The sequence below is a fragment of the Arthrobacter sp. B0316-1-20 genome, assembly GCF_059091865.1.
The window spans coordinates 102,133-122,712 of the sequence record NZ_JBNHHC010000013.1; the positions used below are offsets into that span (position 1 = coordinate 102,133).

Annotated in this window: 24 protein-coding genes and 1 riboswitch; of the genes, 9 read left to right on the forward strand and 15 right to left on the reverse strand. The window is 66.9% G+C overall.

Annotated elements, in window-relative coordinates:
- Positions 1-66: riboswitch (guanidine-III (ykkC-III) riboswitch) on the reverse strand.
- Positions 67-155: 89 nt separating this feature from the next.
- Positions 156-449 (reverse strand): hypothetical protein, encoded by a 294-nt coding sequence (locus tag AC5RW2_RS21270; protein ID WP_493999677.1) that lies wholly within the window; start codon positions 447-449, stop codon positions 156-158.
- A gap of 122 nt (positions 450-571) precedes the next feature.
- On the opposite strand from AC5RW2_RS21270, the gene AC5RW2_RS21275 reads away from it, so the two are divergent.
- Together AC5RW2_RS21275 and AC5RW2_RS21280 are read left to right on the forward strand one after the other, a co-directional pair.
- Positions 572-952: a hypothetical protein gene (locus AC5RW2_RS21275; protein ID WP_493999676.1), complete on the forward strand. Its 381-nt coding sequence runs from the start codon at positions 572-574 to the stop codon at positions 950-952.
- Between the two features lie 292 nt (positions 953-1,244).
- A complete protein-coding gene (locus AC5RW2_RS21280; protein ID WP_493999675.1) occupies positions 1,245-2,090 on the forward strand; it encodes an HNH endonuclease family protein in 846 nt (281 codons plus the stop codon).
- A gap of 7 nt (positions 2,091-2,097) precedes the next feature.
- Here the strand turns inward: AC5RW2_RS21280 and AC5RW2_RS21285 are convergent, their stop codons facing one another.
- The 3 genes from AC5RW2_RS21285 to AC5RW2_RS21295 form a co-directional block, all read right to left on the reverse strand.
- A complete protein-coding gene (locus AC5RW2_RS21285; RefSeq protein WP_493999674.1) occupies positions 2,098-2,667 on the reverse strand; it encodes a DapH/DapD/GlmU-related protein in 570 nt (189 codons plus the stop codon).
- Between the two features lie 536 nt (positions 2,668-3,203).
- Complete coding sequence (locus AC5RW2_RS21290; RefSeq protein ID WP_493999673.1) at positions 3,204-3,341, reverse strand: hypothetical protein; 138 nt, start codon at positions 3,339-3,341, stop codon at positions 3,204-3,206.
- Positions 3,342-3,860: 519 nt separating this feature from the next.
- Positions 3,861-4,346, reverse strand: coding sequence for a hypothetical protein (locus tag AC5RW2_RS21295; protein WP_493999672.1), 486 nt, complete (start codon positions 4,344-4,346; stop codon positions 3,861-3,863).
- Between the two features lie 557 nt (positions 4,347-4,903).
- On the opposite strand from AC5RW2_RS21295, the gene AC5RW2_RS21300 reads away from it, so the two are divergent.
- The gene (locus AC5RW2_RS21300; protein WP_493999671.1) at positions 4,904-5,698 is read left to right on the forward strand and encodes a hypothetical protein; all 795 of its coding nucleotides are present in this window, start codon (positions 4,904-4,906) and stop codon (positions 5,696-5,698) included.
- 66 nt (positions 5,699-5,764) lie between these two features.
- Here AC5RW2_RS21300 and AC5RW2_RS21305 read toward each other — a convergent pair whose 3' ends face one another.
- The 5 genes from AC5RW2_RS21305 to AC5RW2_RS21325 all read right to left on the reverse strand — a co-directional run bounded on the left by AC5RW2_RS21305 (position 5,765) and on the right by AC5RW2_RS21325 (position 9,170).
- Positions 5,765-6,259, reverse strand: coding sequence for a hypothetical protein (locus AC5RW2_RS21305; protein WP_494074514.1), 495 nt, complete (start codon positions 6,257-6,259; stop codon positions 5,765-5,767).
- Between the two features lie 159 nt (positions 6,260-6,418).
- Positions 6,419-6,676 (reverse strand): type B 50S ribosomal protein L31, encoded by a 258-nt coding sequence (locus AC5RW2_RS21310; protein WP_493978504.1) that lies wholly within the window; start codon positions 6,674-6,676, stop codon positions 6,419-6,421.
- Positions 6,677-6,781: 105 nt separating this feature from the next.
- The gene (locus AC5RW2_RS21315) at positions 6,782-7,594 is read right to left on the reverse strand and encodes a TrmH family RNA methyltransferase (protein WP_494074515.1); all 813 of its coding nucleotides are present in this window, start codon (positions 7,592-7,594) and stop codon (positions 6,782-6,784) included.
- Positions 7,591-8,367: a sulfite exporter TauE/SafE family protein gene (locus tag AC5RW2_RS21320; protein WP_493999668.1), complete on the reverse strand. Its 777-nt coding sequence runs from the start codon at positions 8,365-8,367 to the stop codon at positions 7,591-7,593. Before AC5RW2_RS21320 ends, AC5RW2_RS21315 begins: the two co-directional genes overlap by 4 nt.
- Before the next feature lie 14 nt (positions 8,368-8,381).
- The gene (locus AC5RW2_RS21325) at positions 8,382-9,170 is read right to left on the reverse strand and encodes an ABC transporter ATP-binding protein (RefSeq protein WP_493999667.1); all 789 of its coding nucleotides are present in this window, start codon (positions 9,168-9,170) and stop codon (positions 8,382-8,384) included.
- Positions 9,171-9,276: 106 nt separating this feature from the next.
- Between AC5RW2_RS21325 and serB the strand changes: the two genes are divergently transcribed.
- Both serB and AC5RW2_RS21335 read left to right on the forward strand, forming a co-directional pair.
- Positions 9,277-10,170: a phosphoserine phosphatase SerB gene (gene serB / locus AC5RW2_RS21330; RefSeq protein WP_494074516.1), complete on the forward strand. Its 894-nt coding sequence runs from the start codon at positions 9,277-9,279 to the stop codon at positions 10,168-10,170.
- A 173-nt stretch (positions 10,171-10,343) separates the two neighbouring features.
- The gene (locus AC5RW2_RS21335; protein WP_494074517.1) at positions 10,344-12,233 is read left to right on the forward strand and encodes a transketolase; all 1,890 of its coding nucleotides are present in this window, start codon (positions 10,344-10,346) and stop codon (positions 12,231-12,233) included.
- A gap of 18 nt (positions 12,234-12,251) precedes the next feature.
- Here the strand turns inward: AC5RW2_RS21335 and AC5RW2_RS21340 are convergent, their stop codons facing one another.
- Positions 12,252-13,004, reverse strand: a complete 753-nt coding sequence (locus AC5RW2_RS21340; protein ID WP_494025888.1) for an SDR family oxidoreductase — start codon at positions 13,002-13,004, stop codon at positions 12,252-12,254.
- Positions 13,005-13,158: 154 nt separating this feature from the next.
- Positions 13,159-13,848, reverse strand: coding sequence for a 3-oxoacyl-ACP reductase FabG (gene fabG / locus AC5RW2_RS21345; protein WP_494074544.1), 690 nt, complete (start codon positions 13,846-13,848; stop codon positions 13,159-13,161).
- 162 nt (positions 13,849-14,010) lie between these two features.
- Here fabG and AC5RW2_RS21350 point away from each other — a divergent pair, with 162 nt between their 5' ends.
- Genes AC5RW2_RS21350 through AC5RW2_RS21360 form a run of 3 tightly spaced genes read left to right on the forward strand, consistent with a single transcriptional unit; the run spans position 14,011 to position 15,722 of the window.
- Positions 14,011-14,595, forward strand: coding sequence for a DUF3099 domain-containing protein (locus AC5RW2_RS21350; RefSeq protein ID WP_494074518.1), 585 nt, complete (start codon positions 14,011-14,013; stop codon positions 14,593-14,595).
- The gene (locus tag AC5RW2_RS21355; protein ID WP_493999662.1) at positions 14,592-14,822 is read left to right on the forward strand and encodes a hypothetical protein; all 231 of its coding nucleotides are present in this window, start codon (positions 14,592-14,594) and stop codon (positions 14,820-14,822) included. Before AC5RW2_RS21350 ends, AC5RW2_RS21355 begins: the two co-directional genes overlap by 4 nt.
- Positions 14,823-15,722, forward strand: a complete 900-nt coding sequence (locus tag AC5RW2_RS21360) for an SURF1 family cytochrome oxidase biogenesis protein (RefSeq protein WP_493999661.1) — start codon at positions 14,823-14,825, stop codon at positions 15,720-15,722. It begins immediately after the preceding gene.
- Positions 15,723-15,833: 111 nt separating this feature from the next.
- On the opposite strand, the gene abc-f is transcribed toward AC5RW2_RS21360, so the two are convergent.
- Positions 15,834-17,432, reverse strand: a complete 1,599-nt coding sequence (gene abc-f, locus AC5RW2_RS21365; RefSeq protein WP_493999660.1) for a ribosomal protection-like ABC-F family protein — start codon at positions 17,430-17,432, stop codon at positions 15,834-15,836.
- Positions 17,433-17,577: 145 nt separating this feature from the next.
- On the opposite strand from abc-f, the gene ypfJ reads away from it, so the two are divergent.
- Complete coding sequence (gene ypfJ / locus AC5RW2_RS21370; protein WP_494074519.1) at positions 17,578-18,477, forward strand: KPN_02809 family neutral zinc metallopeptidase; 900 nt, start codon at positions 17,578-17,580, stop codon at positions 18,475-18,477.
- 43 nt (positions 18,478-18,520) lie between these two features.
- On the opposite strand, the gene AC5RW2_RS21375 is transcribed toward ypfJ, so the two are convergent.
- The 3 genes from AC5RW2_RS21375 to sufC form a co-directional block, all read right to left on the reverse strand.
- Positions 18,521-19,345, reverse strand: a complete 825-nt coding sequence (locus AC5RW2_RS21375; protein WP_493999658.1) for a Pr6Pr family membrane protein — start codon at positions 19,343-19,345, stop codon at positions 18,521-18,523.
- Positions 19,346-19,430: 85 nt separating this feature from the next.
- Positions 19,431-19,760 carry a metal-sulfur cluster assembly factor gene (locus AC5RW2_RS21380; RefSeq protein ID WP_493999657.1) on the reverse strand — a complete coding sequence of 110 codons (330 nt, stop codon included), beginning with the start codon at positions 19,758-19,760 and terminating at the stop codon, positions 19,431-19,433.
- A gap of 2 nt (positions 19,761-19,762) precedes the next feature.
- Positions 19,763-20,524, reverse strand: a complete 762-nt coding sequence (sufC, locus tag AC5RW2_RS21385; RefSeq protein ID WP_493999656.1) for a Fe-S cluster assembly ATPase SufC — start codon at positions 20,522-20,524, stop codon at positions 19,763-19,765.
- Positions 20,525-20,580: the final 56 nt, after the last annotated feature.

Below are 20,580 nucleotides of genomic sequence, written 5' to 3' on the forward strand. Positions count from 1 at the left end.
TTTGGCCAGTCTTGTCGCACACCGGGTACTGAACCGTCGTCCGGAGACCCAAGGAACAGGTCTTGGACTTGAAAATAGCAAAGTACGACGCCGGTGCGCAGCTTTGGTGGCCAACCTCACCAGCCTGTGGCCTGGCCCCGGTCGTTGATGGCCCTCTAATCGTTTGTTGCTTTCCTGCGTTTCGCCAGGTGCCACGCAGCTCGAAGGGCCGATACAACTGCCATCACGAAGCCGAGCGCGCCTAGCCCGAGGAAAACCAGAACGAAACCGATCCTGAGAGGGGCAGGAGCCAGTCCTTGATCGGCCTCGCTGATTCCCCCGAAACCAATCCACGTAAACAAGGCCAACACGAGGCCAAGGAACACCATGGAGATGCCGGATGCGAAGGCTGCCGCAACGGGGATTTTTTTCATGAACTGCCCGCCCCTTTCGCTGCGTTTTAGGTGCATGCTGCGGACTCCTTGGGACATTGAACGGACGGCCACTCCTCGAACTATCGAATGATACGTCCTGTGGGGATACCCTGATCAGAAAAGCCTGGGCGCTGGAAGGCCGAAATTGGAAGAGGGCAATGCGTAGAACATTCAAGATCGCGGTTGCCTTAGTAATCGGCATGATCCTGGTCAGCGCCGGGTTATTCTTCATTGGATATCCGAAATGGGGAGGATATGCCATCGAGGGTTTGATGCTCATCGCCGTGGTGGTATTTGTAGCCCGGCTTGCGCTTGGAGGTAAAAAGAGCATGTCTCAACCGATGGCGGAGCCCGGAGAGACGCTCAACGATCTATACCTGGGCGCCACCTACACAGGCCCAAGACTCCTCGCCCCTCCCCGAGGAACGCCTGCAGAGTTGGTCATCGATGATGATGAGCGGTTGCAGTTCCTTGAGGCTGTCAAGAACGCAGACGAACGCTCACCACGTGACGTCCCTGGGGAACCGCACCGCCCCTAGGCTTTCCCGCAGCGCGTTCCCGGGAATTCCAATAACCAGCGCTCAGCCAAGCGAAACCACTTTCCTACTCGCCCTGCCTCGTTTTATCGATAGTTGGATTTGGGCCTGCATCACTCCACCATTCCGTCTGCGTAGTCGATGAGCTCCGGATCTTCGACGTGGGAAACGAAGGCCTGCCGCACAAAGGCAGGCCTTTTGTATGGCAGGATAATTCCCAGGCAATCGCACTGAATCCGTGCGTGACTGTTGCCGGACATATTTGGGGGAATACTTGCGCAAGACTCCGGGCCGAATGCTGGCCTCCATCCTTACCGCCGGAGCCCTGCTGCTTGGCGGGTTCACGTCCGCAGCCCCGGCTGAGGCCCTCGGGCCGAAAGCCACGGGGCCGAACGCCTCCTCGGTGCTGAACACCCTGCCGGTCAAGGGCAAGGCCGCCAAGACCGGCTATTCCCGGGACAAGTTCGGACCCTCATGGAAGGACACCGATCGCAACGGCTGTGATACCCGGAACGATATCCTCAAGCGCGACCTCACCAGGGACAGGTTTAAGCCCGGCACGAATAACTGCGTCATCGCTTCCGGGACCCTGAAGGATCCCTACACCGGCAAGACCATCAGCTACGTCCGCGGCGGCAACAAGGTCGACATCGACCACGTCGTGGCTCTGGGCCAGGCCTGGGTGTCCGGTGCCCAGAAGCTCTCCAGCGCCCAGCGCACCGCGCTGGCCAACGACCCGCTGAACCTGCTGGCCGTGGATTCCTCCGCGAATCGGGCCAAGGGCGACCGCGAGGCCAGTGCGTGGCTGCCCAAGAACAAGTCCTTCCGTTGTCCCCTCGTCGCCACCCAAATCGCGGTCAAGAAGAAGTACGCCCTGTCGGTCACTCCCGCAGAGAAGGCCGCTATGAAGCGGGTCCTCACCTCCTGCCCCGGGCAGAAGACGGTGAAGGTCACCGCCATCAAGCCGGCCAGCAAGGCAACGCCGACGAAGGCCGCCAAGCCCTCCACTGCATTGGAGGTCTCCCCCGGTGCTTTCTGCGCCTCGTCTATGAAGGGCAAGCGGGGCATCGGCAAGACCAATGGCAAGACCTACACCTGCAAGGCGTCCTCCACGGACAGCCGCCTCCGGTGGCGGGCCTGAACGGGGTTCAGGAGGAAAGGAAGCGCACGACGCGTGCGGGTGAACCTACAACGATGGAATTTTTGGGCACGTCCTTCGTAACTACGGAGGCAGCCGCCACGACAGCATTTTCGCCAATGGTCACGCCGGGCAGGATGGTGGCGTTCGATCCGATCCAGACATTGCGGTTGATGACGATGGGAGCCGGGTGCATGTCCCCGCGGCGGCTCGGCGCAAGGTCGTGGTTGAGTGTGGCCAAAACGGAGTTGTGCCCGATAAGACAGTCGTCACCAATCACCACGCCGCCCTGGTCCTGAAATTTGCAGCCTGAGTTGATGAAAATCCTCTTCCCGAGCGTGATGTTCTTCCCAAAGTCGGCGTAGAAAGGCGGGAAAACCGTCACGGATTCGTCAATCGGCTTGCCGGTCAGCTGAGTCAACAGCTCCCTCACCCGCGCAGGTTCCTGGTAGGCGCCATTAAGCTCGCCGGTAATACGCAGCGCATCCTGGCTGACCCGGTGCATGACGGCATGGAACGGCGAGCCCCCCGTGATGGTTTGGCGGGCGTTCAGGGCTTCAAGGAGATCTTCGAGTTCCATGGTGTCCTTCATGTTCATCCCGGAAGAGCTCGCCCAGACGTGGCCATGCATCCAGCGTATGTTGCAGCCGGCAGATGGCGACACCTCTCGGGGCATTACAATCCCCGGATTCGAAGGAACGCCGCGGCCTACAGCAGATCACTCGCCAGAGTCGTGTGCACATGCCGCTGTTGGTGGTGCTAACGAACCACCCACACATTGCGGCGAAAGCTGCCAACCATACGCCCATACCGTCCTAACGGGTGCGGTTATTGACTCTGTCCCTGTACCGTCCCGACCTGTTTCGGGGCCTACAGGCACAGCTCTGCCCTCCACCTCCCGAGCCTTCTAATGCGGTGTCCGATTCTCCAGAAACGTTCCTAAGCCCAGGCGCTCATGGAGAGACAGACAAACCCTACGGGCAGTACCCCAGACAGGGGACCACGACGGCAGGGGCTGGCAAATGCGTAGATGATTTTGGAAGGTTGTTCCGCTGGCGCTGCGCAACCCCAGCAGAAGTTAGAGGCCGAGGACAAGCGGGTTCCCGGCGGAGCCGCTTAGTTGATGTGCGGGGTGATGAGAGGCATGACATAGAGGGGTAGGACAAGGTTCACCAGGAGGCCGACGAAGCCGGTGGCGCCGATGCCGACAGCGGCACCCGACAGTGCCGGCCCGTTGCGCTGCCGCAAGCACATGGCCCGATGATGACCGCCGCAAGATCCAGGGCAATAACGACGCCCAAGCCGATGTACATCACGGTGAAGATGTTGTCGTAGTCCTCATGGTCGAGAGCCTATGCTGCCGGGCCTGCAGCCGTTGGAGGATGGCGTCACAGGCTCGACCCGCGTGGCACAAGTCGCCCCTACTCGGGGGCGCTGCGCTAGGCATCACATGGCTTAGCCATGGCCACTCCGCTGGAGCTATGCGGCCAAACCATGCATGCTGTGCGTCCGACCGGACCACCTCATGCCAATGACACTGTTGAGCGAACACTCGGAAGGAACGCGACGGACGACATCGCCCGAGTGGTCTTGCTAATTCCTGAGATGCCGATGAACATCACTGCGTGGGCTGTGCTGAAGGGCCTCCCAATCGGCCAGACGCAGTCAGTGAAGCCGTTCGGGGTCAGGCTCGATGGCCAGCCCGTGCACCGGTATCCCGGAACAACTTCCTACCCTTCGGCTGTGAGGCTGGCGCGAGCTTGAAGCCCTGTCCTAGCGAAGCTGTAGCTCGCACTCCCTGCCCGTCGGTATTCCGTCCAAGGTGAACCGTATCCTGAGGCTTCGTGCTGCTTCCGGGGGGTTGGGGAGATAAACCCAGGAGGCATCCCATTCGGTTCCGTCCCCGGCCACCTGCCCCTGTACGCACCGATACTCGGTGCCGCGGCCGTCATCCAAGAGCGCATTCACCCGTTCCAAGACCGGTACTCCAGGCATTGTGGGAGAAGGGCCCGCAGCTTCCATGCCCTGAGCCTTCATTCGCCTGATCCACGCGTCCCGTGTGTCTAGGAAGAGCACATCACGCCGCTGTGTCTCTTCGCCCCGGACGCCCGCCAGCCTGAGCCGTATACCCTTGCCACCCTCCGGGTGCTGAGGGCCGGGTGGCACATCGGTGTCGAGTTCGATGCCTCCAAAGCGCACATCAATACCGTCGCTGGTGGCAATGACGAGGTCGGCTGGGGCAAACACGATCGATGTCATAGCCCCCAGCATAGGAAAGTTCCCCCACGCGACGTATGGCCAGTGCAGAGGACCGACGAACTCCCTCTGACCGCCCCAGCGCAAACACCAAACTTTTGGAGCCACCGTCTGGGTGTTGGCCTATCCGGGCAAGAGTCGATTCCGATGTCTCCGGGCAAGAGTCGATTCCGATGTCGAGCATGCGACCAGGGCCTATCACCGGTGCGAGCATCCAGAGACTCTGGCTAGCCGCGCCGCCGTCTGAAATTAACCCGCACGGCCTCTCCAGGTGCGACGATGATCGAATGCAGAACAGGGCCGACTTGCTCCTTGAGGGACCGCGCGGGCGACGCCTATGCCTCGAGCTGGCGAAGGCGCTCAGCCCGGACGTCAGAACGGCCGCATCCAGGCTGGCATACGAACTCGATTCTGGAAGGGGCTCCTCAACAGTCCTGCTGACCGCCGGTCAAGGTGTTGCTCTCCCTCCTGCATCACCGAAAGAGTTTGCGGCAGCGATTGCTTCCCTGGATCCGGGTGCCCTGAAGGGTGTACTCATTCAATCGGCGCTGCAACTAGCCGTGGCGTCGGCCAGGTACTGGCAGGAGCCGGAGGGTGAAGACGTGCTCGCCGGGCAGCCCGACGTCGTCGGCGCCCTCTACCCCGTGGCCGAACAGGTCATGGATTCGTCGACGGGGCGGCAATGGGGTCTGCCTCGCCGGATCGAGCAGTGGGCAATTGACTGGCGATCGGCGGAGGATCCGTCGCCGCTGCCCAAAGACCCCCAGCGAACCTTGGCTGAGTGGGGACGTGGAGAGCGAGCCGAAGAAGCTCGGGCTGCGAAAGACCGGCCCGATGACCCCGGGGCACCTTGGTCCGGCACGTGGTGGTCTATCCCGCAGGGGTTGCTCCAGACCGTCGGGCAGATTCCGTCAGGGTTGGACCTCGTCGAAGACAGCCTTGGCGGGGAAGATGCCACCACCATCCCGGTCCGTGGAGTGGGGCGAACCTATGAGATCCGCACGGGGGATGACTGGATCCGCCTGTGCCGCGCCTTCCCCCTGGAGGTTACCGCCTCCCGCCGGCACGACTGGTACCGCACTACCGGACGGACCGGCCGATGGGTGATTCCCGACTGGGCACAAGTTGCGCAGGAATGGGATGCCGTCCACCTGACTGTTGTCGCATATCTCAACGGCGCCACGCGCCCGCTCCGGATTGATTCAGCCACGGCAAGTGTCGTCGCCGGGTGGAACCCCGATACCACGATCTGGCTCACCGACGTCGCACGCGAATGGGAAGGGCCCCGGCAAACGTGGCATCGTACGCCGCAGGGCGGCTGCTGGTCTCCGGGGTCACCGCAGACCGAGCCATGAACCAGCTGGCGCAGCACGGACTGAGCTGCGCCTCTTTGGTCACGCGATCAGCTCCCGCCCGGCAACCTACCCGTCGGCGGCGCAGAACAGCTGCAGTTCAGCGTCTCCGTCACGGATGTAGTGCAGCCCTGTGAACCCGTGTCCCCCGGCGAAGCGGGACTGCAGGGAGGCGCCGTCCTCCAGCTGGTACAGCATGGTCGCCAGCGCTTTGCCGGACTCGTCGGTAATGGCCAGCGAGACGGCGCGGCCGTCCGGGGCCTCCCCCGTGTAGCTTCCGGACAGCCGGAACGAGCCGGCGATCAACTGCTGCCGGTCCCCCGTCGTGCCGTCGACCCTGGGCAGGACCAACTGGCCGGCCTCTTCTCCGGCGCTGCCGCCAAAGTCCGGACGGTACTGCGTGGTGCAGGTGATTTCAGCCGGCAGTTGCTGTTGCCCTGCTGCGCATGCCGTGAGCAGAAGGGCGGAAACGGCCAGCGTGACCGGGCCCCCGATCGCCCGCGGGCGGCGATGGTCCCGGTGCCGCCCAGTGCGGACCGCTTCACGGTGTGGAGTTGGTGCCATGCCAGCAGCCTAACGTCGCGGCCGGCAGGGGACGCCAGGAGCCGGTGCACGACGCGCCAGGCCGCCGGGCCACAAACCCGAGCCAATAGGCCGCCGCATTAAACGGCGAAGCCCGCACCGGGCGGTGCGGGCTTCGCTGAAGACTTGCGGGGAGAAGTGTTACTTCTTGCCGCCGAAGCCCTTGAAGCGTGCGTTGAAGCGCTCCACGCGGCCGGCGCTGTCCATGATGCGCTGCTTGCCGGTGTAGAACGGGTGGGACTCCGAGGAGATTTCAACCTCGATCAGCGGGTAGCTGTTGCCGTCTTCCCACTCCACCGTCCGCTTGGACGTCGCGGTGGACTTGGTCAGGAAGGAAACGCCGGAGGCCAGGTCGCGGAACACAACCGGGGCGTATGCCGGATGGATATCAGACTTCATAGTTGTACCTTTTCTACGCGCCCCTGGATTTTGCCAGCGGCTAGAAGGATGGAAAGATGGCAGCCCCATCAGGGCCAGCACACAACTCTACCGCATTCGGCGGGCTCACGTCGAAGTGACACGGCAGGCCCAGAACGCGACCGCGCTGGCGGCCGCAACGTTCAGGGAGTCCACTCCCGCACGCATGGGGATCATGACGGTCAGATCCACCCGGTCGAGCGTTTGCTCCTTCACGCCGGCACCCTCGGTGCCCAGCACCAGCGCCAGCTTGTCGTAGTCGCGCCGTTCCAGCTCATCCAGGGCGATGGCGTCCTCGGTCAGCTCCAACGCCGCCGTAATGAACCCGGCGTCGCGGAGCGCGGCAACACCCTCCGGCCACTCCGGCAGCCGGGCCCACGGAATCTGGAAGACCGTGCCCATGGAGACCCGGATGCTGCGCCGGTACAACGGGTCGGCGCACTGTGGACTGAGCAGCACCGCGTCCATGCCCATGGCGGCGGCGGATCGGAAGATCGCGCCCACGTTGGTGTGGTCCACGATGTCCTCCAGCACTGCCACCCGGCGGGCACCGGCCAGCACGTCCTCGACGGGCAGCGGCGCGGGCCGGTGCATGGCGGCCATCGCGCCGCGGTGCAGGTGGAATCCGGTGATCGTCTCCAGCACCTCGGGCGTCCCGACGAACACGGGCACCTCGGGGAACCGGTCGATCACATCGCGCAGGTCGTCCAGCCACTTGTCGGTCAGGAAGAAAGACCGCGGGGTGTGGCCGGCGGCGATGGCGCGGCGCAGCACCTTGGAGCTTTCGGCGATGTACATCCCCTCGGCGGGCTCGCGGCGGCGGCGCAGCGCGGTGTCCGTCAGCTGCGCGTAGTCGGCCACCCGCGGATCGGCGGCGGAGTCCAGGCGCACCAGGTTCATGCGAAGAGGTTCCTGACCAGCACGAACAGCGCCACCAGGCCAAGGGTGACAATGATGCTGCGCAACACCACCGGCTTCAGCCGGCGTCCCACGGCGGAGCCAATCAGCGCACCGATCAGCGAACTGATGGCGATGACCAGCACCACCGGCCAGTCGATCCGGTCGAACGCGAAGAGCATGTAGGAGATGGCGGCGATGATGTTCACGCCCAGCACCAGCACGTTCTTCACCGCGTTGGCCTGCTGCAGGGTGCCGTGCAGGAAGACCCCGAGGATTCCCACCAGCAGCACGCCCTGCGCGGCCACGAAGTAGCCGCCGTAGACACCGGCGAAATAGACCAGCCCCAGCAGCAGCCACGGCCGCGGCCGGGTCCGGGCCTGCGCGGCCTGGCGGTCCCGCACCCAGGCCTGGAGCTTCGGTTGGAACACCACGAACAGCAGCGCCACCACGATCAGGAACGGGGCCGCCACGCCGAAGACTTCCTCCGGCAGGTGCAGCAGCAGCCAAGCGCCGGTGATCCCGCCCAGCAGTGAGGCCGGAAGCAGGATGGCCAGGGTGCGGCGCAGCCCGGCCAGTTCCCTCCGGTAGCCGTAGACGCCGCCCACATTGCCGGCGATCAGGCCCATCGCGTTCGAAATGGTCGCGGTCACCGGCGCATAGCCCAGCGCCACGAGAATGGGGAACGTGACCAGCGTGCCGGAGCCGACAATGCTGTTGATGGTGCCGGCCCACAGCCCGCCCAGCCCGATCAGGGCAGCGTTCAGCACATCCATGAGGCGGGCGCCGCCTAGGCGCGCTTGGCTACGGCAGTGTAGCGGCCGCCGTCGTGCTTGACGCTCAGCGGCATGTCGAAGGCGGTGCTCAGGTTCTCTTCGGTCAGCACCTCCGCGATGGGCCCCTGGGCCACCACCCCGCCCTCGCGCAGCAGCATGGCGTGGGTGAAGCCCGGCGGCACTTCCTCCAGGTGGTGGGTGACCAGCACCAGCGCCGGCGCGTCCTCGTCCCGGGCCAGTTCGCTCAGCCGCCGCACCAGATCCTCGCGGCCGGCCAGGTCCAGGCCGGCACCCGGCTCGTCCAGCAGCAGCAGTTCGGGATCGGACATCAGGGCCCGGGCAATTTGCACGCGCTTGCGTTCGCCCTCGCTCAGGGTGGCGAAGGTGCGGTTCATGAAGGTGGACATGCCCCAGGCATCCAGCAGCCGGAAGGCCCGGCGCTCGTCCATCTTGTCGTACTGTTCGCGCCAGCGGCCGGTCACCCCGTAGGCGGCGGTGACCACCACATTGAGCACCTGCTCGTGCTCGGGGATCTGGCCTGCCAGCGCGGCGGAGGCCAGGCCGATCCGCGGCCGCAACTCGAACACGTCGACCTTGCCCATGGTCTCGTCCAGGATCCCGGCGATCCCGCGGGTGGGATGCAGGCGTGCGCCGGCGATCTGCAGCAGCGTGGTCTTGCCCGCCCCGTTGGGGCCGAGCACTACCCAGCGCTCCCCCTCCTTGACCTGCCAGTCAATGCCGTCGAGCAGGGTTTTCCGCCCGCGGACAACAGTGACCCCGGCAAATTCAAGTACATCGCTCATATCAGTAGACAGTAGGCTAAAACGCGTAGTATTCGCCAAACGCGGCGCCGGAGCCTGCCATGATGGATCCGGCCCTCCCCCAAGCTTTGCGTAGAACGGACTCACCATGCCCTCGCTCCTCCGTGTCGTCTCCTACGGCCGGGAACTCCCCGACGCCTACCTCGCTGCCGTGCAGGCAGCGGTCACCGGAGCCGGCGGGAGCATCAGGGAGCTGGAGAACGCGGCCAACGACCGTTTCCAGGTCACCGTCCTGACGGTGGAGTACGACGGCGGTGCCTCCGACGGCGTCGCGGCCTTGCGGGCGGCGCTGGCCCCCGTCCTCACCGACGACCTGGGCACGGCCGTGATGGACGCGTCGCTGGCCGGGCCGCAGCGCAAGCTGCTGCTCATGGACGTGGACTCCACGCTCATCCAGCAGGAGGTCATCGAGCTGCTGGCCGAGCATGCGGGCAAGCGCGAGGAGGTGGCCGCCGTGACCGAGGCGGCGATGCGCGGTGAACTGGACTTCGCCCAGAGCCTGCACGCCCGGGTGGCCACCCTGAAGGACCTTCCGCTCGACGTGATCGACCGTGTCCGTGCCGCGGTGCGGCTGACGGACGGCGCCCGGGAACTCGTGGAGGCTTTCCTGGCCGCCGGCCACGCGGTGGCCGTGGTCTCCGGCGGCTTCAGCCAAATCCTGGATCCGCTGGCCGCCGAGCTCAAGCTGACCTACCACCGCGCCAACCTGCTGGGCATCGACGCGGAGCTGCTGACCGGCACGGTGGACGGCGACGTGGTGGACCGCGCGGTGAAAGAGGCAGCGCTGCGCGAATGGGCCGCCGCGGAGGCCATCGACCTGGCGCAAACCATTGCCATCGGCGATGGCGCCAACGACCTGGACATGCTCGCGGCCGCCGGCCTGGGCGTGGCGTTCAACGCCAAGCCTGCCGTCCGGGCCGCCGCCGACGCCGCCATCAACATCCCCTACCTGGATGTGGCCCGCTACTTCGCCGGCGTCTGACCCCGCCCGCGACTGCCGGACCCGCAATCCCGTGCCGGCTCATTTTCGCCGGACGCGGCCCCTACCGCAGGGCCACGGGCCGGAGTAGGGTCGGTTGAACCTCCCCGGACCGCGCCCCGACTGCCGGACTCCGGGCAGGGGTTCCCGGAACCTGCCGTGAAGGAGAACCAGCGATGGGCACGCACTCCACACCAACCGCCGTCCTGGACCCGGACGTGGCCGAGACGTGCCGGCGCCTGGCGGCGCAGCTGCGGGTCGACTCCATCCGGGCCACCACCCGCGCCGGCTCCGGCCACGCCACCTCGTCGCTCTCGGCGGCCGACCTCATGGCGGTGCTCCTGGCGAACCACCTGCGCTATGACTGGCAGCGGCCGGAGCTCGCCGCGAACGACCATCTGGTGTTCTCCAAGGGGCATGCCTCGCCGCTGCTCTATGCCATGTTCCGTGCCGCCGGAGTGATCGACGAAACGGAACTGCTCGATACCTACCGGCAGTTCGGCGGCCGGCTGCAGGGACATCCCACGCCGGCCCTGCCCTGGGTGGATGTGGCAACCGGATCGCTCGGCCAGGGGCTGCCCGTGGCCGTCGGCATCGCCATGGCCGGCAAGTACCTGGACCGGCTCCCCTACCGGACGTGGGTCCTCTGCGGGGACAGCGAGATGACCGAAGGATCCATGTGGGAGGCGCTGGACAAGGCCGCCTATTACCGGCTGGGAAACCTGACGGCGATCGTGGATGTGAACCGGCTGGGCCAGAACGGGCCGACCGCACTGGGCTGGGACCTGGACCGGTACTCCGCAAGGATCAGGGCTTTCGGCGCCCAGCCGCTGCCGATCGACGGCCATGACCTGGCCGCCATCAACGAAGCCTTCGCCACGGCGCGTGAGACCACCGACCGGCCCAGCGTCATCCTGGCCCGCACGGTCAAGGGCAAGGGCGTTCCCGCGGTGGAGGACAGGGACGGCTGGCACGGCAAGGCACTGCCGGAGGACGTCGCCGGGGCCGCCATCGAGGCGCTGGGCGGCCCGACCCGGCTGCGGATCGCCCCGCTGGCACCGGAACCCGGCGACCCGGCCATCACGCCCAATCCCGCGGCCGCCGTCGCGCTGCCCGCCTACACGGAGGGCGATTCCGTCGCCACCCGGACCGCCTTCGGCGAGGCTCTGGCCGCTCTCGCCGCCCGACCCGAGGTGGTGGTCCTGGACGGCGAGGTGGGCAACTCCACCAAGGCCGGGGAGTTCAGCAAGGCCGCGCCCGAGCGTTTCTTCGAGATGTTCATCTCCGAACAGCAGATGGTGGCGGCGGCGGCCGGACTCTCCGTGCGCGGGTATGTGCCGTTTGCCGCCAGTTTTGCAGCGTTCCTCGTCTCCCGCGGCTACGACTTCATCCGGATGGCCGGGGTATCCGAGGTGGACATCCGCCTGGTCGGCACCCATGCCGGCGTCGAAATCGGCCAGGACGGGCCGTCGCAGATGGCGCTGGAGGACCTGGCCGCGATGCGGGCGATCCACACCTCGACCGTCCTCTACCCCGCCGACGCGCCCTCGACCGCCGGTTTGGTCCGCGCCATGGCGGACACTTCCGGCATCTGTTACCTCCGGGCCACGCGGGGCGATTACCCCGTGCTGTACGGGGAGGGCGAAGAATTCCCCATCGGCGGGGCGAAGGTGCACCGGGCTACGGACCACGACGACGTCACCCTCGTCGGAGCGGGCGTCACCCTGCACGAATGCCTGGCCGCGGCCGCCAGGCTCGCCGACGACGGCATCGGCGCGCGGGTGGTCGATCTCTATTCGATCAAGCCCATCGACCACCAGACGCTGCTGGCGGCGTGCCGGGTCACGGGCGGCCGGATCATCACGGTGGAGGACCACTATCCCGAAGGCGGGCTCGGTTCGGCCGTTGCCGATTCCCTGACCCAGGCGCGGGTACCGGACCTCAAACTGGTCCGGCTGGCCGTGGAAGGCTTGCCGACCTCCGGTGCGCCACAGGACCTGCTGGACGCGGCGGGCATCTCGGCGCGGCATATAGCCGCGGCCGCGCGCCGACTGGTCCGGGAGTAGTCGGGCTCTTGCGGGCCCTTAATCCTGCGCCTGCAGGAAGGACTCGGCCCCGCCCACGTATTCCGTGTGCCCGGAGGGGACATCGGCGGTAACCATCTTGGCCACTTCCGCGCCGAACTCTTCCACCGAGTAGAGCTTGCCGGCCTCGGCCCGGCGGGCCTCGATCGCGCCGGGGCGGGCACGGTCCAGCAGCGTCGCGGTCACGGTGCCTTCGATCATGTCGCCGGACACGACCACCAGCGAGATGCCCTTGGCCTCCAGCTCCGGCAGCAGTTCGCGCAGCGCGTCTTCGCCGGCGCGCTTGCTCAGGGCCACCGGCTCATACTCCGGCATGGTCGGCACGGTACGGATGAAGTGGGCCTGATGGCTGGTGACGAACACAACGCGGGAGCCGGCCGGCATCGCCTCGGCCGCGGCCTTGAGCATGTTCACCTGCGCGTCGCGGTTCAGGCGCAGGGCATAGTCCTCGCCCATGCTGGACTCCATGCCGCCCGACGCGTTGAGCACCAGCACATCGACGCCGCCGAAGTTCTGCCTGGCGGCCTCGACCAGCGCCTCGGCGCCCTCTGCCGCGGTGAGGTCGGCGGCAACGGCGACGGCGCGGCCGCCGGCTTCCTCGATCTGCGCCACTACCTTGTTGGCGCGGGGTGCCTTCTGGCGGTAGTTGACTACCACCGACGCTCCCTCGGCGGCCAGGAGCTTGGCCACCTCCGCGCCGATGCCGCGCGATGATCCCGTTACGATTGCTGCTTTGCCGTCCAGTGCGCCCATGGCTGCTCCTCGAGGTTCTCAGTAGTGGTCCGGTCGGGCGCGTTGTAGGAAACGCCCAACCGGAAAAGGCTTCGGGTTCCATCTTGCCAGTCCCCGAAGCCTTATCCGTTGTCGGGAGCCGACAAAACGCAGGCCGAACACCTGCCCGAGCTGCCTAGTGGCCCATTCCCAGTCCGCCGTCCACCGGGATCACCGCGCCGGAGATGTAGGCGGCTTCGTCGCTGGCAATCCAGCGGACCACCTTCGCGACTTCTTCCGGTTCGGCGAAGCGGCCGGCCGGGATGGACGCCAGGTAGTTCTTCTGCGTGTCCTCCGGCAGCACGGCCGTCATTTCCGTGTTGACGAAGCCCGGGGCCACCACGTTGGCGGTGATGTTGCGCGATCCGAGCTCGCGGGTCAGCGAACGGGCGATGCCCACCAGGCCGGCCTTGGACGCGGCATAGTTGATCTGGCCGGGCGACCCGTAGAGGCCCACCACCGAGGAGATCAGCACCACGCGGCCCTTCCGCAGCCGGATCATGCCCTTGGAGGCCCGCTTGATCACCCTGAACGCACCGGACAGGTTGGTATCCACCACGCTGGTGAAGTCTTCTTCGCTCATCCGCAGCAGCAGCATGTCGCGCGTGACGCCGGCATTGGCGACCAGGACCTCCACGGGGCCGTGTGCAGCCTCGACCTCGTTGAAGGCAGCGTCCACGGACCCGGCATCGGTCACATCGGCCTTCACGCCCAGGAGTCCGTCGGGAACCTCGCCGCTGCGGTAGGTGATCGCCACCTTGTCCCCATTCGCTTCGAAGGCCCGGGCAATCGCCAGCCCGATTCCCCTGTTGCCGCCGGTGACCATCACGCTGCGGCCGGGCTGCTGTTCGTTGCTCACTCTTACCTCCATCACGCTGCTGTTTTCCTATGGAATCCTAGCCCGGGATATCCGCCGCCCGGTCATCGTCGCGCGGCTTTAGACATTCCGGCCATCGTGGGAGAATTGATACAGCCCTGATGGAGTGTGATGAGCAAGCAGCCTGACGAGAAGCCGGAAGTCCTGAGCATTACGGACGTCCCCGAAAGCCATACCGATGAGATGCACCGGCGCATGGTCCAGTACACGCTCGCCATGGGTATCCGGCTGGCCTGTTTGCTGCTCTTTTTCTTCATCGACAGCTGGTTCCGCTGGTTCTTCGTGGGCGGCGCCGTTTTCCTGCCGTGGATCGCCGTGATCATCGCCAATGGCGGCAGCGACAAGTCGAACCTGCAGCACAGCACCGCCCTGCTGGACCAGGCGCCGCAGCCGGAGTTGGAGGCCCCCTCCGCCCGGGCGGGAGACGCAGGGGCAGGCCCGGACGAAGTCCTCACCGGCGAACTTATCGACGACGCCGGGCAGGGAGCGGATGGCAGCCCCGGCCCGTCCTCCCCGCCCGTCCGCCCCGCCTCCGACTGGTCGGAGCCGCAGGGCCCGGCCGCGACGGCGGCCGACGCTCCCGCCCCAGAGAACGTTCCTGCGCCCGACGGCAACCAGGTTGACGACCAGCCATCCGCGTTTCTCGGAAACCTGAGCCCCGTCACCAAGCGGCGCCGGCGGAAGGCGGCCGCGTGAACCTCCTAGACCAACTCGGCGGCGGGCTGGCGGCCGACTCCCCCGTCTGCTCGCGCAAGGGCTGCCGTCAGGCCGCGCAGTGGCAGCTGCTGTGGAACAACCCGAAAATCCATACCCCCGAGCGCCGCAAGATCTGGCTGGCGTGCGGCGGACACCGGGAGTGGCTGCAGGACTATCTCATCCAGCGCAGCCTCTGGCGCGAAACGCTCCCCTTGGAAGGTGCCTGAATGTCCTACCGATTCCTGCTCAGCGGCAAGTGGCTGGGCTGGCTGCTGATCGTTGCCCTGCTGGCCGCGGTGTGCGTGCTGCTGGGCAACTGGCAGATGGACCGCCGGGACCAGGCCCGCAACGTCATCGCAGCGGTGGAGAACAATTACGACGCCGATCCGGTGCCGTTCAGCGAGGTGCCGGACATCTTCGCCAGCGCCGATGACGCGGTGGAATGGACGCCGGTGGTCCTCGCCGGCGAGTACGACGACGCCGGGCAGCGGATCGTGCGCAACCGCCCGCTGAACGGCCGGCCTGGCTACGAGGTACTTGTCCCGCTGCGCCTCGAGGACGGCAGCGCCGTGGTGATCAACCGGGGCTGGCTCCCGATCGGCAACCACCAGGCCGGCCATCCGGACACCATTCCCGCCGCCCCGGAAGGCGACGTCACCGTCGTCGCGCGGGTCAAGCCAGGCGAAGGCCCGGTCAGCCGCGGGGCCCCGGACGGCCAGCTCGCGTCCATTAACCTGGACGCCTATGCGGCCGAGCTGGGGTACCCGGTGCATACGGGCAGCTACGGCCTGATGGCGGCGGAATCCCCCGCCGCGGCCGTACAGCCCGTGCAGATCCCCAAACCGGCCATCGACGAAGGACCGCACCTGTCGTACTCGATGCAGTGGTACGCCTTCGGTGTGCTCTTGTTTGTCGGCTACGGCTATGCCGCCCGCCAGCAGGCGCACCACAGCCGGTACGCGGAGGAAGAGGAGGCGCTGAGCGGATACCACCAGGCCAATCCGGCGCCGCGCGCCGCTGCCCCGAAACGCCGGAGCAAGCGGCCGACGGCCGAAGAAGAGGAAGACGCCCTGCTGGACGCCCAGGGGTTCCGCACCGACGGCACCCTGCTCAGCCGCGACGACTGAACTGCAGCGCCGTCTATAACCGAAATTGCACGGCGCTTAGACACCTCGCTCGTTCCTCGCTCGGCGATGCGCGCCTAGGCAATTTCGATTGCGACGGCGCTGTGCCCGGCATCAGGCCAGCGTCACCAGGTCCAGGTAGTCCTCATTCCAGAGGTCCTCGACGCCGTCCGGCAGCAACACGACGCGCTCCGGGTTCAGTGCCGCCACCGCCCCTTCGTCGTGGCTCACCATAACGACGGCGCCGCTGTAGTTGCGCAGTGCGCCCAGGATTTCCGCCCGGCTGGCGGGGTCCAGGTTGTTGGTCGGCTCATCCAGCAGCAGCACATTGGCCGACGACGCCACGATGGTGGCCAGGGCGAGCCTGGTCTTTTCGCCGCCGGACAACACGCCCGCGGGCTTGTTCACGTCGTCCCCGGAGAACAAGAAGGAACCGAGGATGTTCCGCACCTCGGCATCCTGCAGGTCGGGGGCGGCCGAGCGCATGTTCTCCAGCACGGTCCGGTCCACGTCCAGGGTTTCGTGTTCCTGGGCGTAGTAGCCGATCTTCAGTCCGTGGCCGGGCAGCACATCGCCGGTGTCGGGGGTGTCCACCCCGGCCAGCATGCGCAGCAGCGTGGTCTTGCCGGCGCCGTTCAGGCCCAAAATCACCACGCGGGAGCCGCGGTCGATGGCCAGGTCCACATCCGTGAAGATCTCCAACGAGCCGTAGGACTTGCTCAGGCCTTCGGCGGTGAGCGGAGTCTTGCCGCAGGGTGCGGGATCGGGGAAGCGCAGCGCCGCCACCTTGTCCTGTGCGCGCACCTCGTCCAGGCCGCTGAGCAGGCGTTCGGCGCGCTTGGCCATGTTTTGGGCCGCCACCGCCTTGGTGGCCTTGGCGCGCATCTTGTTCGCCTGGTCCATGAGGACCTGGGCCTTTTTTTCGGCGTTGGCGCGCTCACGCTTGCGGGCCCGCTCGTCGGTCTCGCGCTGGGACAGGTAGCGCTTCCAGTTCATGTTGTAGATGTCGATGGTGGCGCGGTTGGCGTCCAGGTGGAAGACCTTGTTGACGGTCGCTTCCAGCAGCCCGGTGTCGTGGCTGATCACGATGAGGCCGCCCTGGTGGTTTTTCAGGAACTCGCGCAGCCAGCTGATCGAGTCGGCGTCGAGGTGGTTGGTCGGCTCGTCGAGGAGCATGGTGTCGGCACCCGAATACAGAATCCGGGCCAGCTCGACGCGGCGGCGCTGGCCGCCGGACAGCGTCCGCAGGGGCTGGTTCAGGATCCGCTCCGGCAGGGCCAGGTTGGAGGAGATGGCGGCCGCCTCGGCCTCGGCGGCGTAACCGCCGCCGGAGATGAACTCGGCCTCCAGCCGGTCGTAGCGGCGCATCGCCTTGGCCTGGACGTCGGCGTCGGTGCTGGCCATGTCCGACTGCGTTTCCCGCAGCTTGCGGGTCACCACGTCGAGGCCCCGCACCGAGAGGATCCGGTCGCGGGCCAGCTGTTCCATGTCGGGGGTGCGCGGGTCCTGGGGCAGGTAACCGATTTCACCAGTGCGCACCACGGTCCCGGCGGCAGGCATGCCTTCTCCGGCGAGGACGCGGGTCAGCGTGGTCTTGCCGGCGCCGTTGCGGCCCACCAGCCCCACCTTGTCGCCCTTGTCCACACGGAAGGACACCGCCTCCATGAGCAGACGGGCCCCGGCACGCAGCTCAAGATCGTTGACGGTAATCACAGTGGAAGCCTTTCGAAGGGGTGCGGGAGGGATGCCCGGGCGCCGTCCAGACGGGACGGGCGGAAATCAACCTTTCCAGTCTACCGGCAACCCAAGCCGTCCCCACCCCTCCGCCCCGCTCTGATCGGACGGTTATCCTTGGCGAATGAGTTTCTCCCGCGGCTCCCAGTTGGATACGTCACAGGTTCAGGACCGCCGCGGCGGCCTGGGCGGCAAGATCGCCATCGGCGGCGGCGGCCTCCTCGTCCTCATTGCCAGCCTCCTGGGCGTTTCGCCCGAAGTGCTGGAAGGCTTCGGCCTGGGCGCCGGCCAGGAACAGCAGCAGCCGGGTGGTTCGGCCCTGCAGGAAGAATGCCGCACCGGCGCCGACGCCAACGAGCGCACCGACTGCCGCATCGTGGGGGCCGTCAACAGCCTCAACGATTTCTGGGCCGGCTATCTCCCCCGCTACAACATGCGGTACCCGGCCCCGCAGACCGTCCTGTTCGACGGCGGCGTCAGCACCGGCTGCGGCAGGGCCAGCAGCGCGGTGGGCCCGTTCTACTGTCCATCCGACCAGACCGCGTATTTCGACACCTCCTTCTTCACCGAACTGACCACCCGCTTCGGCGCCAGCGGCGGGCCGCTGGCCGAGGAATACGTGGTGGCGCACGAGTTCGGGCACCACATCCAGAACCTCACCGGTGCCATCGACTACGCCCGACAGGATCCCCAGGGACCCGAATCCGGCGCAGTCCGGGTGGAACTTCAGGCGGACTGCTATGCCGGGGTGTGGGCCGGCAACGCCACCGAGCAGATCGACGAACGGACCGGGGAACCCTTCATGCAGCCGCTGACCCAGCGGGACCTGCAGGACGCCCTCTCCGCCGCGGCCGCCGTCGGCGACGACCGCATCCAGCAAGCCGCCGCGGGGCAGGTCAACCCCCACACCTGGACGCACGGCTCCAGCGAGCAGCGGCAGCGCTGGTTCCTGCACGGCTACCGGACCGGCGACGCCGGCCGGTGCGATACGTTCTCGGCCCCGGACCTCGACCGACCCGCCTGACGCAGGTGCGAAGGCTGCAGGTCCCGGACGCAGCCCGCGAAGGCTACAGGTCCCGTGGATCCACGGGGTCCGCCTCCCGGATGCCCGCGGCAAACGGCGGTGCACCCCCGGAGACCCCGGCCGGCGGGGTGCCCCCGGAGGTCCCGGCCCTGCCCTCGGCGGGATCCCCGGGCCCGAATCCCGGAAGATATCCGTCGGGCTCGCGGCCCATCGTCGTGTCCAGCAGCAGGAACACCATGCCCGCCCCCAGCCAGACCAGGATCAGGCCGATGCCCGTCATCAGCAACTCCCCCGGCCCCGCCGTCCCGGGGCTGTACGGCAGCCAACCCGTCGCGGCACCCCTGATGCCCGTCCAGAGCAGCCAGAAACCGGGGAAGGCCAGCCCGACCGTCACGGCGCCGGCGCCGATGCGGGGCCGCGGACCAAAGATGAGCCAGCCGGTCACGACGACGACGGGCAGCACGTAATGCAGGAGCCGGTCCGCCATCACCCAGGCAGCGGTCAGCCCGGCGGCTTCGGGAAAGCCTCGGAACGGGGTGAACTGGGCCAGGAAGACCAGCAGCATGGCCGCCAGGGTGGCGGCCCGGGCTGCCCGCCAGAGCCGTCCCCCGGCCGTGGTCGAATCCATCAGCAGCGTCAGGCTCACCACAAAAACGAGCAGCGCGGCCTGCACCCCCGGGGCGCTGGCGTAGTTCCACCAGGCATGCGCGGCGTCGGCGCCATAGCCGGGCGCCGCCGGCACGGCTGTGATGCCGACGGCGAGGCCCACGACGGCCAGCAGGGCGGTCAGGCCGTGGTAGGCGGCGGCGACGTGGACCTCGTCATAGCGTCCCCGCCGCCGCTTCGTTGCCGCACTCGACGCACTCATGACCCGATCCTAGCCCGCGGGACGGCGTCAAGACAGGAGCGGACCGGCCACCCGAAGGTGACCGGCCCGCTGTCGATTCGTCGAATCAGATATTGAAGCCGAGGGCGCGCATCTGGTCGCGGCCGTCGTCGGTGATCCGCTCCGGACCCCACGGCGGCATCCATACCCAGTTGAGGCGCCACTCGTCCACCACGCCGTCCAGCGCCTGGCCGGTCTGCTCCTCGAGGACGTCGGTGAGCGGGCAGGCGGCGGTGGTCAGCGTCATGTCGATGAGCAGGGCACCGTCGTCGGCGTACTTCAGCCCGTACAGCAGGCCGAGGTCCACGATGTTGACGCCCAGCTCAGGGTCGATGACGTCCTTGAGCGCTTCCTCGACGTCCTCCAGGGACGTCTGCGGGGCATTGGCTTCTGTCATGATCAGGCCTTCGCTGCTGTCAGGTAGCGGTCGTAGCCCTCTTCTTCGAGACGGTCGGCCAGTTCGGGGCCGCCCTCTTCAGCGATGTGGCCATCCACGAAGACGTGCACGAAGTCGGGCTTGATGTAGCGCAGGATACGCGTGTAGTGGGTGATGAGCAGGGTGCCCATCGCGCCGCCGGCATGCACGCGGTTGTGGCCTTCGGAGACCACCTTGAGCGCATCCACGTCCAGGCCGGAGTCGGTTTCGTCCATGATGGCGAACTTGGGCTTGAACAGTTCGAGCTGGAGGATCTCCACGCGCTTCTTCTCGCCGCCGGAGAAGCCCTCGTTCACGTTGCGCTGGGCGAAGTCTGCGTCGATGCGCAGCTGGCTCATCGCTTCCTTGACGTCCTTGGTCCAGGTACGCAGCTTCGGGGCCTCGCCGTCGAGGGCGGTCTTGGCGGTCCGCAGGAAGTTGGTCATGGTCACGCCGGGCACCTCGACCGGGTACTGCATGGCCAGGAAAAGGCCGGCGCGGGCGCGCTCGTCAACGCTCATGGCCAGCACATCTTCGCCGTCCATGGTGATGGAGCCGGAGTCGACGTTGTAGCGCGGGTGTCCGGCGATGGTGGCCGCCAGGGTGGACTTGCCGGAACCGTTCGGGCCCATGATGGCGTGGATCTCGCCGGTGTTGATCGTCAGGGACACGCCCTTGAGGATCTGCTTGCTGCCCTGCTCGGTGTCGATGCTGACGTGCAGGTCCTTGATTTCAAGAGTAGACATCTGTCTGCTTTCTCCTTTGCGCCCGGTGCGGGCGGGCGCCGTTCACGTGATGGAAG